This window comes from Geobacillus sp. E263, assembly GCF_007197795.1.
Classification (GTDB): domain Bacteria; phylum Bacillota; class Bacilli; order Bacillales; family Anoxybacillaceae; genus Parageobacillus_B; species Parageobacillus_B toebii.
The window spans coordinates 2004144-2021909 of record NZ_CP041632.1 but is presented as its reverse complement, the minus strand read 5'-3'; the positions used below and the strand labels follow the sequence as shown (position 1 = coordinate 2021909).

Below are 17766 nucleotides of genomic sequence, written 5' to 3'. Positions count from 1 at the left end.
AGAAGGCAGCTATGGATGGGAATGAAAAAAAGGAGGATGACAGCAATGGTGAACGTCAATAATAATGAAACAAATTCCAAGTATGGATTAGAGGAAGAGATTCATACAGATTTCCAAAAAGAAATGTCGTACGCAAGTTACCTTCAACTCGACAAAATTTTATCCAGCCAACAACGATTGTCCGATCATCATGATGAAATGCTGTTTATTATTATTCATCAGGCAAGCGAACTTTGGATGAAGCTCATTTTGCACGAAGTGAACGCAGCGATTCAATGTATTCTCCGCAACGATTTGGAACCGTCTTTTAAAATGCTTTCACGTGTATCCAGAATTCAGCAGCAGTTAATCCAATCTTGGAGCGTCCTTTCCACGCTGACTCCTGCTGAATACATGGAATTTCGCGATAAATTGGGGCATGCATCCGGATTCCAGTCCTACCAAAACCGTTTAATCGAATTTGCGTTTGGAAATAAAAATGCTCATACTTTATTAGTCTTCCAACATGATCCTGAGATTTATGAAAAGCTGAAAAGAGCGCTTCATGAGCCAAGCATCTATGACGCGGCGATTAAAGCGCTTGCAGCCCGAGGATTGCCAATTGACCAAGAAGTTCTTGACAGAGACTGGTCTCAAACCTATCAGCCAAATGCCAGTGTAGAGGAAGCATGGCTGACTGTTTACCGGAACGTGGATCAATATTGGGATTTATATGAGCTGGCCGAGAAGTTGGTGGACATTGGCAGCCAACAACAATTATGGCGTTATAACCATATGAGTACGGTTGAACGAATTATTGGCCATAAAAAAGGAACGGGCGGTTCATCAGGCGTTACTTATTTAAAAAGAACGCTTGATCAGCATTTCTTCCCTGAATTATGGACTTTAAGAACGAAGCTTTAATAATTGTATGCATGGCAGGGGGCTGGGAAAAGGCCTCCTTTCATGTTGAGTAAATGAATAAGGAGCATTCCTGTTAGAAAGGTTTTCGGGGACTTGAAAGAAAAAAGCCCTCTTGGTATGATGCAGGGGTGTCAACAAACACCTAACATCAGACCAAGGAGGACTATACAATGAATTGTACACAAAATCGCAAAATTGAACAAGTCACCGACCAAACGTTAGTGATTGGAATGGACATTGCCAAACAAAAACATTATGCATCAATGGTTGACGCACGAGGTCGGGTGCTGAAGAAGCCGTTTCCTGTGATTCAATCGAGATCCGGATTTGAACAGTTCTATGCATCGATACAAGAAGCGATGAAGGAATTTGGCAAAACCGAAGTCATCGTCGGAATCGAGCCGACCGGACATTACTGTTTGAACCTCGCCTACTTCCTCGAGGAAAAAGGGGATCCCGTTGGTGATGGTCAACCCGATGCATGTCAAACGGTCAAAAGAGCTCGACGACAACTTGCCAACGAAGCATGATGCCAAAGATGCTCTTGTCATTGCGAAACTGGTCAAAGACGGACGCTTTAGCTATCCACGTATTCTCCATGAGGTGGAGGCGGAATTGCGGGCAGGAAGTACGTTTCGAGAGTCGTTGACAAAAGAGTTGAATGCCGTCCGAAATCAAATGATTCGTTGGCTCGATCGTTATTTTCCTGAGTTTGTGCAGGTGTTTCCGTCGTTTGGCAAAATGGCATTGGTGGTGTTAGAGAAAACGCCATTTCCGATGGACATTGCGAATCAGACGGTAGAGGGGCTAATGGAGCGTTATCGGCAAAGCGAGAGGCTAAAATGCCCACAGAAGCCGAAAGTGCAAAAGCTGTTAGAGGTGGCCCGCCATTCGATTGGGATAACGGAAGGACAACAGATGGCCCGTATCGAAATCGCCACGCTTGTCCGCCGATATCGCCAATTGGAACAAGAGATCGCAGCCCTCACAGAAGAGTTGACGGCACTCGCTCAAACAACCGCCGAATACGAATGGCTCCAAACGATCCCAGGGCTAGGAGATGCGACGATCATTGAACTGTTATCGGAAATCGGAAGCTTTGCCCAGTATCAAGATTCGAGGCAACTAATCAAATTGGCGGGCTTGACACTGAAGGGGAACTCGTCAGGGCAACACAAGGGGCAAAAACGAATCTCGAAGCGAGGACGAAAACGGCTACGCGCCCTTCTATTTCGGGTGATGATGCCATTGATTCGCCATAATGAGGCTTTCCGTCAGTTGCACGAGTACTATACGACACGCCCAATCAACCTGTTGCGTAAGAAGCAATCGATCGTCGTGTTATGTGGCAAGCTATTGAAAGTACTATACGCGGTTTGTGTGAAACAGCAAGCATTTGATGGGGAACGAATGATTCAAGATATCTTTTCCCAATCCCAAGCACAGGCAGCCTAGAGTCGCCTTCTTTCGCAAAAAGAACTGTCTGAACAACCAGATGACACGGAGAAGCTGGCACAATTTCATCCATTCGACCTAGAGTCCCTTAAGGAGCTTAGCCGGCCTCTGTCTGGTGAAGAGACTGAACGAAGGAATGTTGGCACAAGGATGCCCAGAGACATAGGAGGGTTCGTCCTCATCAGTTGTGCAGAGATCCAATGTGCATCACATACACATCCACCACTGGAGTGAAAAATACAAAAATACCCAGTGGCCGCGAAGCGCACCCATGGACTGTTAGATATCGACAAAAATTCAAAAGTATGTGATGAGTTTTGTCGAAAAATATTTTTTTGGCACCCCTAAGATGCCAAGAAACCTTGATATATCAACATTTATAGAGGGAGGAAAAATGATGAACGCATGGATTGATATATCTCAACGGCTGGATGAAAAAGTTGCTGTATGGCCAGGGGATACTCCTTTTTCCTACCGTGTAAATTGGAGCAAAGAGGAAAGCGGGTCCGTCAATGTAGGTCAAATCACGATGAGCACCCACACAGGCACACATATTGATGCCCCTTTTCATTTTGATAATGAAGGAAAGCGAGTGCTTGATCTGGATTTGGATATATACATTGGCCCAGCCCGGGTCATCTATCTGCCAAACAAGACAAAGATTGGAGTAGACGAATTGCAAAGTGTAAATTTAGAAGGAGTAACACGCCTATTAATTTATACAGGCTTCTGGAAAAACCGTACGGTCTTCCCAGAAGCCATTCCCCATATCGAACCAGAATTAGCGTCATATCTTTCCGAACGCGGCATTCGGCTCATTGGCGTGGATCTGCCGTCCGTCGATCCTTTGGACAGCAAAGAGTTACCTGCCCATCATGAATTGACTCGTCATGGCATCCATATTTTAGAAGGTATTGTCCTTGATCATGTTGCCCCAGGCGACTATGAACTGATAGCCCTTCCGCTTCCGCTTGCAGAAGCTGATGGAAGCCCGGTAAGAGCGGTATTAAAAAAGAGGGGGTAACATCAAATATTATTAATTACACTCAATTATTTTCGAATAAAGTTTTGCGCAAAAAACATCCATGAATAAATTTTACTCCCCACCCAGGCATGAAAATCCATCTCTCCTTCCATAATGGAGGATGAACGCAAACAGTTTGGAAAGACGTGCTTTTTAATGGTGGTTCGACCCTGTGCAAAAAACTGTTTGAGTCCATTTGGTGTTCCACCCATTGTGAGCCCTTTTCATGTGAAAAGGTGACTACGAACAGAAAAATGCCTAACGTACAAGTGGACTCACTGTTTGCGAATTTATCAATGGAAGGAGTAAGAATCATGGATGTTCTTTATCATCGTTGTGCGGGATTAGATGTCCATGCCGAAACCATTGTCGTTTGTGCCCTTCTTGGAGAAGAAGATCACATTCAAAAGGAAATCGAAACATTCCCTACTTTCACGAAAGATTTGTTTCGTCTTCTGAAATGGTTAGAAGATCGTGGGGTCACTCATATTGCGATAGAAAGTACCGGTGTTTACTGGAAACCCGTGTTCAACATTTTGGAAGACTATTTTGACATTACTCTCGCTAATGCCCAGCGCATCAAAAATGTCCCCGGTCGAAAGACAGATGTCTCCGATGCCGAATGGATCGCCAAATTATTGCGTTATGGGCTGATCGAGAAGAGTTTCGTTCCGCCTGCGGACATTCGGGAATTGCGAGATTTGACCCGTTTACGGAAAAAGTGGATTGGGCAATTGACCGCTGAGAAAAATCGGATACAAAAAGTGTTAGAGTGTTCGAATATCAAGTTAAGTTCTGTCATTTCGGACATATTTGGTGTATCTGGGCGAAAACTACTTGAACGCCTAATGAAACAAGGATATATCGAAGAACCAGAGATTGATGCCTGCATTCATGGGAGAATGAAAGGAAAAAGACAACAAATTCAAGATTCTCTCTTTGGAACATTGACCGAGCATCAGTTGTTTATGATTCGCCAATCTTGGAAGCATATCGAATCGTTGGAAAGCTTACTTCGAGAAATCGAAGAGCGAATCGACCAACTCTTACAAGCCTACAAACAAGAGATGGAGCTTCTTGTGACCATACCGGGAGTCAAAAAAGAAACCGCTGCCGTGATCATCGCTGAAATCGGAGTCGATATGGGACAGTTCCCAACTTCGCAACACCTCGCTTCATGGGCTGGAGTGGCTCCAGGGAATCATGAAAGTGCAGGGAAACGGAAAAGTACCCGAACGATGAAGGGAAATCCCCATATCAAATCCGCGTTATGTGAGACAGCGTGGGCGTTATCTCGATGCAGGAATCAACGATTGGCAGCGAAATATTGGTCACTGGCGGCACGCAGGGGAAAGAAAAAAGCACTCGTTGCGATGGCGCACCGAATGCTTACAATCATTTACTGCATGCTTTCTCGAAAAGAACCGTTTCGAGAACAGCCAACCTATTAATATAACCAAAAAGACGAAGAACTATACGAGATACCTAAAAATAAGGTAACTCTGCTTTCTTATTGCCGTTTTTGGTCATTAACAGGGTATCCAATTTGATCGTGGGGTATACCGATTCGACCATGTTTCATTGATTTTCACAGAACAAAAGGTAATGCATAATCTTTCCATACTATCTATATCCTTAACAAAGATTTACAGCATTTATACAATTGTTCTCCTTTGAACTTGTTTTGGTTGCAAACTAAACCAGCTGTTAAATCCGATGGTAAAATGGTTCTTACGCAATCTTGGTGATATGAAGGGGCTAATTGAGAAAATTAGTGTGCAATTATAATTTTTTAGCTTCTCATTCACAATTATCTCAACTTTTCACCAAAAGAACGTAATTGTTTTAGAAGTTTAGCGGTGGCTACTCCTTTGAAGAAAAGGGGACACTGGTGATGACAGTTACGGATGCATTAACGTTTGAAGTGATCCCTGTCAAGTAGATAAGAATAAAAAAGCACATTTAAGCAGGAGGCTGACTCAACATCACTCAGAAGCGATGTTTTGATCCAGCTTCTAGACACAGAAGCTGTAAGGCTTCTGTTTTTTACGGCAAGTTTCGACAGGATTTTTTATTAAAACTATGTATAGTTTTGGTGAGTGAAAAGGGATCGCTTTGACTGTGAGAGAAGGTATAGGGCTGTTATTAAGGGAGGTAAGGGTAAGTGATTCCTGACAATATAAAAAAGGATCATGTATTCATGGCAATTAAAGAGATTGATGAAAATGGTATACCAGCGAGTAGAAATTCAACGAAATTCCAACTTTCCTATAATAATAGACTGTATCCGCCTAAATATGTTTTATCCCTAGCAAATAAATATGCAAATGGAAAAGAGCTGCAACCTTGGGAATTTAGTGGTGGGGTAGAGACGAATAACTTCCTAGAGAAACTGGGGTTTAAAATTGTAAGTAAAGCGCCGTCTAAAATTAAGACCGGACCCGAAAAAGATAATAAAGATTGTCATGTAGCAAGAAGTAAAGGGGGGATGAAGAACAAGCATAATCATCGATGCAGCGAATGTAAAAATACGATAATCGATATGTTTAGAGTTATTTTCGGAAATGTCAAGATCGAACATAAGATGGAGATCAAAGCCCGGTTGGAGGATTATATCCATGAGAGTTATTATAAAGACTTAGCGGCTATTTATAATGCATTAAAGAATTACAGAGGTAATGAAAGTTTTGTTAGGAGCAAATTTCTAAAGTCTTGTGACCTATATATACCTCAGCCAGGATTTGTGGTTGAACTTGATGAATCTCAACATTTTTCCGAAGCGAGAAAAATATCGTTAACCCATTATCCAAAAGGGTTAAAAACAGGATTTAACGTTAATAAGTGGATTGAACAATGTGAAAAGATAATGTCTAAGGATAATAACCCTCATGATAGGGATGAACAAAGGGCTTGGTATGATACTCTGAGGGATTTTTTACCTTTGATTAAAGGGTTACAACCTACGGTTCGCATATCTTTGCTGGATTACACTTGGTGTGAACTTGATCCAAACAAGGAAGAGGATGTCGAATTATTCAAGTCACTAGTTTTAAATATTGATACTGAAAAAAAAGAAAATAATAAATCCAGTGAAAAAGTTCGAATTGCTACAGCTTGTTTACAATCTGATGGTCACTATACCAATGAGAGTAGAACTCGTCTGCTTTTCGAACTTATAGATAAATTGGATCAAAAAGCGGACTTGATATTGCTACCTGCCGGTTTTTATCAGACGAGCAATGATCCTAAAACCTTATATGCAAGACTCAATAAAGTTATTGGACAATATTTGGAAAAGTTAAATAGTAATATGGCTATTTGCTTGGGAATAGATGGGCGTTGCGGCTTGGATCAAATGGCCGTGTTGTTTACAAGGAATGGATTACAAGCCATTGGTAGGAAGTTTTATCCAACCGATTTTGAAGAGATTGATGGGGCAGATTCCTATTTATCTTTAGAAGATAGTTATTCAAGAGTGTTTGAATTAAAAGGCAAGAAATTTTATATGGCAGTTTGTTATGATGTATTTGGGATTAAGAAGGAAAGGTTAAAAAATCCTGGTATCGATGTGATCTTAGACTTAGTGCATCAATTTCATCCAATTGGTGAAGACAATTCAGGTGATGTACTTTTTGCAAAACATGGATTTGCAGGTGCTTCTAAGCATTGGGGATGTCCAATTTTTGGTGCCGCTGTTTTCTTTAATAGAGAAATACCTAAAAATTGGCCTACAGGTGTGATATGGGATTGTAATAAAAAAAATACGCGAAATTGGAGATACACAGATAATCCTTTGACTCATTATGAAGAAATATTGATTCGTGGTGATGAAAACGTGCTAATTAGGCTGTTTGAGGTTTAACATTATCTTGATGAACAGTACCTGTCGCTCTTCGCCAAAAAACGGAGCCTGTCCCTTTAACCGAGGGGAAGACTCTGTTATAGTATTGAGTTATTCTCTTTCCAATTGCTGCTTTTTCAACAAATCGAAAATTTCCATAAGAAGTTCCTCTTGATTTGTTAAGGCTGGCGGAGCTTCCTTTTTTTCTTCCTGTTTTTTTAAGGTGATACAATTGTTTAACACTTTCATGAACAAGAAAATCGAAAACGTGATAATGAGAAAGTCAACGACTGTCTGTATAAACATTCCATATTTCACATCAGCTTTACCGATTTTATAGGATAAGCCGCTAAAATCGATGCCACCAAGCAATAGCTCAATCATCGGCATAGTCATGTCATTGACGAGGAAAGAAACGATTTTGTTGAATGCCTCGCCAATAATTACCCCGATGGCTAAGTTGACAATATTTCAGCGCATCGCAAACATATAATCAATGTGCTAAAGGATTAAGTGAATGTCAATTAGTACGTTTCAGCAAAAAACGGCCATTTTTTAACTCTTATTGATGGCAATATGTATCAAAAATAAATGATTGGTTACAAAGTCAAGGCTTCTCGCAGCTGAAACAGGCGAACAGTGCTAGGCACTGTTCGCCAAATGCATTTTTAGGGTGTAGGTGGGCGTTCAACTTGCTTTTTTCGCCGTTTTATTTTTTTGTTTAGCGGCAAGATTCCAGTAAATAGGAATTCCGGATAATGTGATTAACACAGAAAGAAAAGTATCGAGTGGCTGAGCGATGACGGTGCTTCCAATAATGTAAATCGCTCCTACAATCGCAACAATAGGCGTTACAGGATATAAAGGCACTTTATATAACGAATGATCGGACTTTTGATTTTTCCGCAACAAAAATACAGCGTAAAACGCTAAGCTGTAAAATGTGAAAACACTAAAAATGGCGATATCGGTCAAGCGGTCTGGGCTCGTCATTAACATCATCGCCACAGCGATCGCTACTTGCAAAACGGTTGCTTGAACAGGAGTGTGAAACGTTGGGTGAACGCGTGATAAGAAACGAGCGCCAGGAAACAGTCCGTTTTCTGCCATCGCAAACGGCATGCGTGGGAATGTTAAAATTTTTCCATTTAAACAACCGAAAATGGAAATTAAAATGCCGATCGCAATTATTTTTCCGCCTACATCACCAAATAGTAACGTTGCGGCTTCTTTTGCGGCGTTCGGGCCAAGCTCGACAATTTTACTAGCAGGAAGTACGTGAAGGATCGCGATATTAACGCCTAAGTAGCAGAGCATGACAATGACAATTCCAGTAATAATGGCTTTTGGCAATGTTTTCGCTGGATTTTTCATTTCGCCCGCCACAAACCCGACGTTCATCCAGCCGTCGTACGCCCAAAGCGTCGCTAATACGGCAGCGCCCATGCTGATTGCTTGGCTGCTTTCGCTTTCCATTCCGAACACAGGCACATCTCCTTGAACCATTCCAAACACGATAATAAGGAAGATCGGAAGCAGTTTTGCTAATGTTAACAAGCTTTGAACAGCTCCGCCATATTGTGTTCCTAGTATGTTAATAAGCGCAAGAAAAAGAACCGCTAAAATTCCGATCCATGTTTCCGTCTGTTTTGAAAAACCGAACACCCCTGCAAATAAGGAACCGAAGTATAATCCGAGCGCTCCGATCACCGCTGGGCCATAGATGATCGTTTGCATCCATCCGCATAAAAAGCCCCAAAACTTTCCGTACACCTCTTCTACATAAGCATATAGCCCTCCGGTTTTCGGAATTTTTACGCTCACTTCTGCGATCGTTAACCCGCTCGCTAATGTAATGATGCCACCGATGACCCATGCCCATAGGGCCATTGTCGAATCACCAGCGGCGGCGATGACAACTCCTGGTTTCATGAAAATGCCGGAACCGATGACCGTGCCGATGACTAAAGATGTTGCAACGATAAAGCCAATGCTTTTTCTTAATTCAGCCTGCTCCATTTTGTTCACCTCAAAAAGACAAATGTTTTTTCTATGAGTACAGGATCATTATAGCATAAGAGTAAGTAAATTATTATTTTTTAAAAATTTAAATATTATAGAGAATTAATTTCATTTCTTGACATCTTGACATGAACGAGTTTTTTGTACACGATGAAACATGTCATAATTTTCATGGTATAAATGGTATAGGAAAAATCTACAACGAATGATGTAGGGAGTCGCAGGGAAATGAATTGGATACGGTCACGTATTTTTTGGAAAATTTATATCATTAATTTAGTCGTTATTTTTGCTTTGCTAGCTTTAATGTTTATGATTGCTCGGATGTCTTTGCCGGAAATCACCAAAGAACAATATCGCTACATGACGGATAAAACCGTTTTGCGAATGAAAGAACAAATTGTTCAAATTGCTGAGGATTTAAATAAGTTTGAGCAATACGTGCAAGACGATCCGCATTTTCGGGTGAACGATGCCAAGCAATGGTCAAAAGGGCTTGAACATATTATTAAAATTTCTCCTTACATTGATAGTGCTACAATATTTGATTCGAACGGATATGTGAAAGGGTTTTATCCTAAGGACTTGAGGCATCTATTAAACTATAACTTAAGTAAGCGCGAATACTTCCAACAAGCGCTGCGAACGAAAAAAGCTTACTTCAGCGATGTCGTCTCCGCAGATACAGGACGTTATTTACTCGTCATTTCTGTTCCTGTTTTAAATGAACAGAATGAAGTGGAGAGAGTCGTCAACTTATCGATGCGAATTGAACAAAATAATCTATTTCGATCCATTGTTCGAAGTTTTCAAATTGGTGAACATGGCTATACGTTCATCGTCGATCGCAATGGGAACATTATTTCTCATCCATCGAAAAAGAGAATCGGCGATAATGTTGCTGAAAATGCCGTTGTACAAAAATTGCTTCGAGGACAATCAGGCTATGAAGAAGTCGTCAATACAGAGGGAGTGGCGATGCTTGCTTCCTATGCGTATATTCCGATTTTACAATGGGGTGTTGTTGCGCAAGTGCCTGTTTCGGAGATTTATAAACCCTATGTGTTGTTTGAAAAGGCACTTTGGTTTGCTTCTATTGCTGCATTTTTCATTTTATCGCTTTTAACAGCGCTCTATGCCCATCAAATTGTCCATCCGATTCGCCGGTTGTGTGATGTGGCAGAAGCGGTCGCAAAAGGAGAAAAACATGTTCGCGCAGACGAAACTGATCGAACGGAAATTGGTATACTCGCAAAGCGCTTCAATTACATGATTGATTCTATTCAACAGTCGGAAGAACTGTTGCGAAAATCGGAAAAACTGGCGGTTGTCGGTGAATTGGCGGCGGGGGTTGCCCATGAAATCCGCAATCCATTAACATCACTGAAAGGGTTTATTCAGCTTTTAAAAGAGGGAGAACGCAATCAGACGTATTTCGATATAATTGAAGCGGAATTAGAGCGATTAAACGAAATTGTCGATGAGTTTTTATTGCTTGGCAAGCCGCATCCAACAAAAAAAGCATACAGCCGCGTATCGGAAATGTTACAACATGTGATGAAGCTTCTCGAAGGACAAGCGCTATTGCATCATGTGACGGTTCAATATTTCGTTGATGAACAACTTCCGCTGCTTTATTGTGACGAAAATCAATTGAAACAAGTGTTCATCAACATCATCAAAAACGCCATTGAAGCGATGCCAAATGGCGGAATATTACGGATCGAAGCGAAACAACGACTAGATTCGATTCTCATTTGCATCACAGACGAAGGCTGCGGCATACCGAAAGAGCGAATGGCCAAGCTTGGTGAACCGTTCTACAGTACCAAAGAAAAAGGGACAGGACTAGGGCTAATGGTGAGTTTTAAAATCGTGGAAGCGCATGGTGGCAAAATGAAGATCCATAGCGAAGAAGGAAAAGGAACGACCGTGTGTTTGATTTTTCCGATTTCCTCAAAGCAGGAGGACTGAGTGAAAGGATCAGTCCTTTTTCTCTTTTTAAATTATCATTTTAAATTATCATTCACGCAACAAAAATTTGATGTGGGCATAAGGCGAACAGTGCCTGGAACTGTTCAACAATTTTAATATAGAGGGATTCTGCTCCAAGGGTCGAATAAATAAATAATAGTAGAAAAAATCTTTGGTGGAATACTTTGCATGGATATTCAAATTGTGACAATGTCATCTTTAAAAATAATTGGAATGGGTTGGACAGGACCATATTCGCAAGGATATGAGATTCCAAAACTATTTGATCAATTTGCGGCACGAGAGAAAGAAATAGTTAATCAAAAAGATATTGATTATTCCTTATACGATGTTTGCGCTGCCGCTGTCGATCTGGCTGTTAGTGACCTTTTTCCGCAAAATCCCGTTTGATTTGGAAGAGGCGGCGAAGATAGACGGGGCGACGCCAATGCAAACGTATTTTAAAGTCATTTTGCCGCTCGCTGTGCCGGGGGTGTTTACAACGTCCATTCTCGTCTTCATTGCGGCTTGGAATGAATTTTTATTTGCCTTGACGATCAATACGGCGGAAAAATATAAAACCGTCCCGGTCGGCATTGCCATGTTCCAAGGACAGTATACGATTCCTTGGGGTGAAATTTCAGCGGCGACGGTTGTCGTTACGATTCCGCTTGTCATCATGGTGCTCTTGTTCCAGCGCCGCATTGTGTCAGGACTGACGTCCGGTTCGGTGAAAGAATAATGGAAATGGAAAAGCGAAAAAGGATGCCGTTGTGCGTGCATCCTTTTTTGATTAGGCGTGAGGGCATTGATTCGAAACACAAAACGGCGAACGTACTGTTCTATCGGCGGCTCGTCGTTCATATGCTAATGACAGGCGTCGGAAAAGAGGGCGTTTTCAAAGAAAAGGTTTATCCAAAATATACAGAAAATTACAAAAAATGATTTTAATGCGTACTTGAAAGGGGGTGGGAATGGATGGATTTTTTTGACGCCAAGTGAGGAGGTGATCCAAGTTGCGTTTTGACCGTCCTTTTGAAGCGTATGCCGTAGGCGAGCGCCATCGTTCGCGCGGGCGGACGATCACCGAGACGGACATTGTGCAGTTTGCCGGCGTTTCGGGTGATTTTTATCCGTTGCATATGGACCGGGAATACGCGCAGCGGACGCAGTTTGGCGAACGCATCGCCCACGGGATGCTGACGCTGTCGGCGGCGACCGGGCTGTGGGTGATGGGGACAGGCATGATTCTCGCTTTTTACGGCATTGACTCGCTCCGTTTTGTCCGTCCGGTGAAAATCGGCGATACGATTTACGTCGAATCAGAAGTGAAGCAGCTGACGGAACGGGGCGAAACGGCAGGGCTGGTCACGGTGCATCAACGCATTGTCAATCAACATGGGGAAACGGTCGTCGACGCGATTGTGCACGTGCTTGTCGCCCGTGAAGGCAATGGATGAACAGATTCCACCATAATGGGAATTGTCGTCAAGGATGTGATCCATAGCGGACGGCAGTTTTTTCAGGAGGAAGCCACACTTTTTGATAGCGCTTTCATTAGAAGCGGACAGCAGAGCCGCTCCCGATGAAAAACAAAGCATTATCATTCATTTTTCCGCTTAGTGATGATGGGCAAAAAGAGAAGGAGGAGTGCTCATGGCGATATCGATGCTCGATCCGGCCGAATTAAAGCGCCAAAAAAGGCGGGCTGCGATATCCAGTGTGGTCGGCACGACGATTGAATGGTATGATTTCTTTCTTTATGGGACGATGGCTGCTCTCATTTTTCCGCAATTATTTTTCCCGCAAAGCGATCCATATGTGGCGCTCATGCAGTCGTTTACGACGTTTGCGTTAGGGTTTATCGCTAGACCGGTCGGCGCGGCCATTTTCGGCCATTTCGGCGACCGGATCGGCCGCAAGGCGACATTGGTCGCCACGCTGCTTTTAATGGGGTTGGCGACGGCGTTCATCGGCTTTATGCCTACATACGAGCAAATCGGTCTATGGCCCCGGCGCTGGTGACAGTGCTCCGCCTTATTCAAGGCATTGGGGTCGGAGGAGAGTGGGGCGGCGCCATTTTAATTTCGATGGAGTGGGAAGAAGGGAAACGGCGTGGTTTTATGGCTTCGCTGCCGCAAATGGGCGTGCCGTTCGGGCTGTTGTCTTCTTCGCTCGTGACGACGCTCATGCTGGCGGTTGGTGGCGACAGCTTTCATGCGTGGGGATGGCGCGTTCCGTTTCTGATTAGTTTTCTTCTGGTCGCTGTCGGATTGTATATCCGGCTGAAAGTATTTGAATCGCCTTTGTTCCAAGAAGCATTGGCGAAAGAAGAAACGAGCAAGATGCCGGTCGGCGAAGTGCTCGCCAAACATCCGCGCGAAATTGTATGGTCTGCACTCGCGCGGATGATCGAAAACGGATCATTCTATATTTTTGTCACGTTTATTGTCAGCTATGGCACGACATTTTTGCAGATGGAAAAAAGCATTTTCGTTAACACGACAATTATCGCGGCAATCATCAATGCGCTTTCCATTGTATATTTCGGCCATTTGTCCGACCGGTGGGGGCGCCGCCGCGTTTACATGACAGGCATCATTTTGCTCATGCTGTGGGCGTTCCCGTATTACTGGCTCGTGAATACGAAAAGCGTTGCGCTCATTTTCTTGGCGACGATCGTTGCCATGCTGTTCCACGGCATGCTGTATGGCCCGCAGGCGGCGATGATCGCGGAAAACTTCCCGACGCGCCTCCGCTACAGCGGTGCCTCGCTCGGCTATCAGCTGGCGTCCATTATCGCTGGCGGGCCGGCGCCGCTCATCAGCACGTGGCTTTTGCATACGTATGGAAGCGCGACCGCGATTTCGTTCTACATCGTCGTCATGGGGCTGATTTCGCTGGCCGGCGTGAAAATGCTTCAAGACCGCGCCCATCAGGCGATCGATTGAGCGGGCACGCTTCTGAATTGGCAAGGCGCCCCTGCGTTCGGGCAGGGGCGTTTACCCATTGCCGCGCACAAACCGTTTCGCATTGCATCAACAGCGAAGGATGTCCCAAAAGTGTTCGCATAGCGTTCGCCTTTGGAACACTTTTTTGAACAAAAAGAAGAAAACCGTTCCTCCTTGGGTATCATAGAGTCACCACAACCCTACCAAGAAAGAACGGTTTTCTTATGTACGTTTATTACATAACCGAGATCAACTCATTTTGCCAATGAATCTTGAAATTTTTATTCCCAAACCTCATCTTTGCCGGATCGTGGATCTGGCCGTGGAAAAAAATCGATCCGGCTCTGTTTGCTTCCCTCTATCCCGGCGTAGGGCCTCCTGCCTATCACCTGAAAATGATGTTGAAAGTCATCCTGTATGCCTATGCCAATCGGATCTACTCCTCTCGCCAAATCGCCAAGCAGTTGAAAAAGTTTTTCGAAAACGGATAGGGATGCGACCTTTATGCAGATAAAGGATGACCACATGAAAAACGACCAGCTAAAACTAGGATACAATGTACAAATGGGAACGGAAAATCAATTTATCGTTGGATTTAGCGGGCATCAACGGGCGGGGGATGCCAGGTGTTTCATTCCGCATTTGGAGCAATTGTCCGCCTATGGACGCCCAATGCCCAAACGAGCCGTTGCGGATTCCGCCTATGGGAGTGAGGAGAACTACACGTACTGCGAGAAAAAGAAGATGGTCGCACTGATCAAGTACAACACGTTGGACCGGGAACAAACGATAGCGTGGGCGAAGGAGATCAGCCGAATCGAGAACATGACGTATGATAAGGAACTGGATGAGTGGATTTGCGCCAAAGGGGAACGGTTGGTGTTTGTGTATGAACGGAAGGAAACGACCGACAACGGGTGCGTTACCGTCAAAATGGACGTATCGTTGTACGGCTTGTGCCTAATGCCTGTTTCAAGCGGCATGCGCCAAAGGCAGAGACACGAAAACCATCCACGTTTCCTTGAAAAATCAACAACAACGGCAAGAGATCCGTAAACGGCTGTCCACGGAGGAAGGGGCAGCGATGTACCGAAAACGAGCCGGTGTTTGGGCAAATCAAGCACAACCAGCAATTCCAGCGCTTTTTGTTAAGAGGGCTCCCAAAAATTACCGTAGAATGGAGGCTTATTTGTGCTGCCCACAATTTGAGAAAGTGGGCGGCAACCACCGATCCAACAAAGAAAAAACAGCATAAAATTCAGAAATAAGGAGAAATTCTCATTTCAAAAAAGGAATAAATAACCAAATAGTAAAGAAAAGAAACAGAGGCTGTCCCCAAAAGGTCGGTTTAACGACCTTTTGAGACAGCCTCTTTTACTGTTCATCAGTCCATGTTTTGCACAAATCTGCTCACAACATTTGGGCTTATCTTTTGTCGAAAATTCAATATAATGAATAGTAAGAGGAGTCTAGATTCCATCTTAATGAGTATGATTGTTTGCACAATGGAAGTGAAGGAGCGCTCCAACATGATACTCAATGCCCGTTGTGTCCAAATTTTGAATATGTTGCTTAGTTCTTCCACACATGTCACTGCAGACAAGCTGGCTCAGTCCTTGCAAGTTTCAAAGAGAACGGTTTACTACGATATCCAAAAAATAAATGACTGGCTGCGAAGCCAAGGTTTTTCGCCGCTAAAAAATGTGCGCGATCTCGGTTTTTATTTGGACGATCAGATCAAAAAGCAAATGACGAAAAAATTGCAAACGCTACAACCGATTCGACATTACGAGTATTCTTCAGAAGAAAGAAAAGCATGGATTGGATTATTGATTTTTAGTCGTAATCATTCGATCTTTTTGCGTGACTTTTTAGAAAAGCTTCGAGTGAGCCGAAGTACCTTATTAAACGATATCAAGGAACTTAAATCAGAATGGCAACCGTTTCAATTGCAATTAGCATTTCATCGCAAACAGGGATACTTCATCAAAGGCGAAGAAACGCAAAAACGGAAAGCCATCGTCTATCATGTCGCACAGCTTTTGGCAACGGTTGGCTATGAACGACTATATTCTGAACTGTTTAGAGGGCACACGTCATCGATCAGCGACATTATTCGCCAATCGGAAGCTTTTTCTTCCATTCGTTATACGAATGACGTTATTCACACATTAACTATCTATCTTTCTATTTTTATAAAACGATGGATTCGTGCTAAATACATTCAAATGGATGAGCAGGAAAAAGAAGTGCTGCGGTCGACTCGGGAATACAAAACGGCGCACTATATCATTACTCAAATTGAAAACGTTTTCCAAATCAATGTTCCTAAAGACGAAACTTGTTATCTTACAACCTACCTTTTAGGTTTAAGAGTCACAGACGATAAGCAAATCGATCAAAGCAATGAAATCGCCATTTTAAAACAAATGGTCAAAAACATGGTCGATGATTTTCAAACGTACGCTTGTGTGCAATTCAAACATCGTGAAGAGTTGGAAAAAAATTTATTGATTCATATGAAACCAGCTTATTACCGCTTAAAATATGGTCTTCATTTGCAAAATGAATTAACCCAATCTGTCAAAGCAAATTATCATGATATCTTTACTCTAACGAAAAAAGTTGTTCATCATGTGGAGAACGTCGTCGGTCAATCCGTAAGCGATGATGAAATTGCTTATATCGCAATGCATTTCGGTGGATGGCTTGACAGAGAGGGGGTATCTGTCCCGACACGGAAAAAAGCGCTCATTGTGTGCGAAAGCGGCATTGGTACATCAAGAATTTTACAAAAACAAATTGAAGAACTATTACCAGCCGTTGATGTCGTTAACATTATCTCTGTAAGAGAATATCGGGCTTATTCTTTGGAACATGTTGATTTTGTTGTTACAACCATTCCGTTACAACCGCGAGATGTTCCCGTTTATATGGTTCGTCCCATTTTAACAGCGGCAGATAAAATGCTGCTTTTAAGAGAAACAAACGAACTTTCCGAGACGAGAACTCTATCCGTTGAAGCATTATTGGAAATCGTTAAAAAACACGCGACGATCATCAATGAACAAGCGTTAATTCAAGAACTGCACGAATATATTAGTCAAAGTCAAAGAAAGGAGATTTTTAAAAAACCGATGTTGAAAGATTTGCTTACAAAACATCACATTCAATTTGTTGAAGAGGTAGATGATTGGAAAGAAGCGATTGCGCTTGCTGCTAAACCGTTATTGGATGGCGGTTATATTACAAACGAATATATTCAAGCAATGATTGACAATGTGATGACATTGGGACCTTACATCGTGATTGCACCAGGAGTCGCTTTGCCGCATGCCCGGCCGGAACAGGGAGTAAAGAAAATAGGGATGAGCTTTCTTAAAATCAAAAACGGCTGCCTTTTCTCCGAAAAGGAAGAACATCGAGTGTATGTGTTAATTGTTTTAGCCGCCATTGATAACGAAACACATTTAAAAGCGCTATCGCAGCTGACAAAATTGTTATCCAACAAAGAAAATATGGGTGTATTATTCTCGTCCGATTCGGCAGAAGAAGTGCTCACATTGATCGAAGCATATTCGCATGAATAAGAAATC

Annotated in this window: 11 protein-coding genes and 4 pseudogenes; 13 read left to right on the top strand and 2 right to left on the bottom strand. The window is 42.9% G+C overall.

Annotated features, from left to right (window positions below; all coding sequences use genetic code 11):
- Positions 1-45 precede the first annotated feature (45 nt).
- The 5 genes and pseudogenes from kynA to FNL97_RS10415 all read left to right on the top strand — a co-directional run bounded on the left by kynA (position 46) and on the right by FNL97_RS10415 (position 7244).
- The gene (gene kynA, locus FNL97_RS10435; protein ID WP_143415737.1) at positions 46-903 is read left to right on the top strand and encodes a tryptophan 2,3-dioxygenase; all 858 of its coding nucleotides are present in this window, start codon (positions 46-48) and stop codon (positions 901-903) included.
- A 170-nt stretch (positions 904-1073) separates the two neighbouring features.
- Positions 1074-2358 (top strand): annotated as a pseudogene (locus FNL97_RS10430) (IS110 family RNA-guided transposase).
- 397 nt (positions 2359-2755) lie between these two features.
- Positions 2756-3382 (top strand): arylformamidase, encoded by a 627-nt coding sequence (gene kynB, locus FNL97_RS10425; protein ID WP_143416316.1) that lies wholly within the window; start codon positions 2756-2758, stop codon positions 3380-3382.
- Between the two features lie 314 nt (positions 3383-3696).
- A complete protein-coding gene (locus FNL97_RS10420) occupies positions 3697-4833 on the top strand; it encodes an IS110 family RNA-guided transposase (protein ID WP_143415736.1) in 1137 nt (378 codons plus the stop codon).
- 713 nt (positions 4834-5546) lie between these two features.
- A complete protein-coding gene (locus FNL97_RS10415; protein ID WP_143415735.1) occupies positions 5547-7244 on the top strand; it encodes a ScoMcrA-related endonuclease in 1698 nt (565 codons plus the stop codon).
- A 90-nt stretch (positions 7245-7334) separates the two neighbouring features.
- Here the strand turns inward: FNL97_RS10415 and mscL are convergent, their stop codons facing one another.
- Together mscL and FNL97_RS10405 are read right to left on the bottom strand one after the other, a co-directional pair.
- Positions 7335-7691 (bottom strand): large conductance mechanosensitive channel protein MscL, encoded by a 357-nt coding sequence (gene mscL / locus FNL97_RS10410; protein ID WP_286173562.1) that lies wholly within the window; start codon positions 7689-7691, stop codon positions 7335-7337.
- 219 nt (positions 7692-7910) lie between these two features.
- A complete protein-coding gene (locus tag FNL97_RS10405; RefSeq protein WP_062678831.1) occupies positions 7911-9242 on the bottom strand; it encodes an APC family permease in 1332 nt (443 codons plus the stop codon).
- 231 nt (positions 9243-9473) lie between these two features.
- Between FNL97_RS10405 and FNL97_RS10400 the strand changes: the two genes are divergently transcribed.
- From FNL97_RS10400 to FNL97_RS10375, 8 genes and pseudogenes are all read left to right on the top strand, one after another.
- Entirely contained in the window at positions 9474-11219 is a 1746-nt protein-coding gene (locus FNL97_RS10400; protein ID WP_062678832.1) for a cache domain-containing protein, read from the top strand.
- Between the two features lie 189 nt (positions 11220-11408).
- On the top strand, positions 11409-11630 hold the full coding sequence (locus FNL97_RS18015) for a hypothetical protein (RefSeq protein ID WP_153016841.1): 222 nt from the start codon (positions 11409-11411) through the stop codon (positions 11628-11630).
- A pseudogene (locus tag FNL97_RS10395) lies at positions 11551-11961 on the top strand (carbohydrate ABC transporter permease); the annotation flags it as partial. The gene FNL97_RS18015 and the pseudogene FNL97_RS10395, both read left to right, overlap by 80 nt.
- 274 nt (positions 11962-12235) lie before the next feature.
- Entirely contained in the window at positions 12236-12679 is a 444-nt protein-coding gene (locus tag FNL97_RS10390; protein WP_143415734.1) for a MaoC/PaaZ C-terminal domain-containing protein, read from the top strand.
- Between the two features lie 196 nt (positions 12680-12875).
- A pseudogene (locus FNL97_RS10385) lies at positions 12876-14170 on the top strand (MFS transporter).
- A gap of 272 nt (positions 14171-14442) precedes the next feature.
- Positions 14443-14661, top strand: coding sequence for a transposase (locus tag FNL97_RS18885; RefSeq protein ID WP_502707721.1), 219 nt, complete (start codon positions 14443-14445; stop codon positions 14659-14661).
- A pseudogene (locus tag FNL97_RS10380) lies at positions 14642-15438 on the top strand (transposase); the annotation flags it as partial. The gene FNL97_RS18885 and the pseudogene FNL97_RS10380, both read left to right, overlap by 20 nt.
- 261 nt (positions 15439-15699) lie before the next feature.
- Positions 15700-17760, top strand: a complete 2061-nt coding sequence (locus FNL97_RS10375) for a BglG family transcription antiterminator (RefSeq protein ID WP_143415733.1) — start codon at positions 15700-15702, stop codon at positions 17758-17760.
- The last annotated feature ends 6 nt before the right edge of the window (positions 17761-17766 follow it).

Coding starts and splice junctions, on each gene's coding strand:
- kynA (WP_143415737.1), top strand. CDS start 46: ATGGTGAACGTCAATAATAATGAAACAAATTCCAAGTATGGATTAGAG.
- kynB (WP_143416316.1), top strand. CDS start 2,756: ATGAACGCATGGATTGATATATCTCAACGGCTGGATGAAAAAGTTGCT.
- FNL97_RS10420 (WP_143415736.1), top strand. CDS start 3,697: ATGGATGTTCTTTATCATCGTTGTGCGGGATTAGATGTCCATGCCGAA.
- FNL97_RS10405 (WP_062678831.1), bottom strand. CDS start 9,242: ATGGAGCAGGCTGAATTAAGAAAAAGCATTGGCTTTATCGTTGCAACA.
- FNL97_RS10400 (WP_062678832.1), top strand. CDS start 9,474: ATGAATTGGATACGGTCACGTATTTTTTGGAAAATTTATATCATTAAT.
- FNL97_RS18015 (WP_153016841.1), top strand. CDS start 11,409: ATGGATATTCAAATTGTGACAATGTCATCTTTAAAAATAATTGGAATG.
- FNL97_RS10375 (WP_143415733.1), top strand. CDS start 15,700: ATGATACTCAATGCCCGTTGTGTCCAAATTTTGAATATGTTGCTTAGT.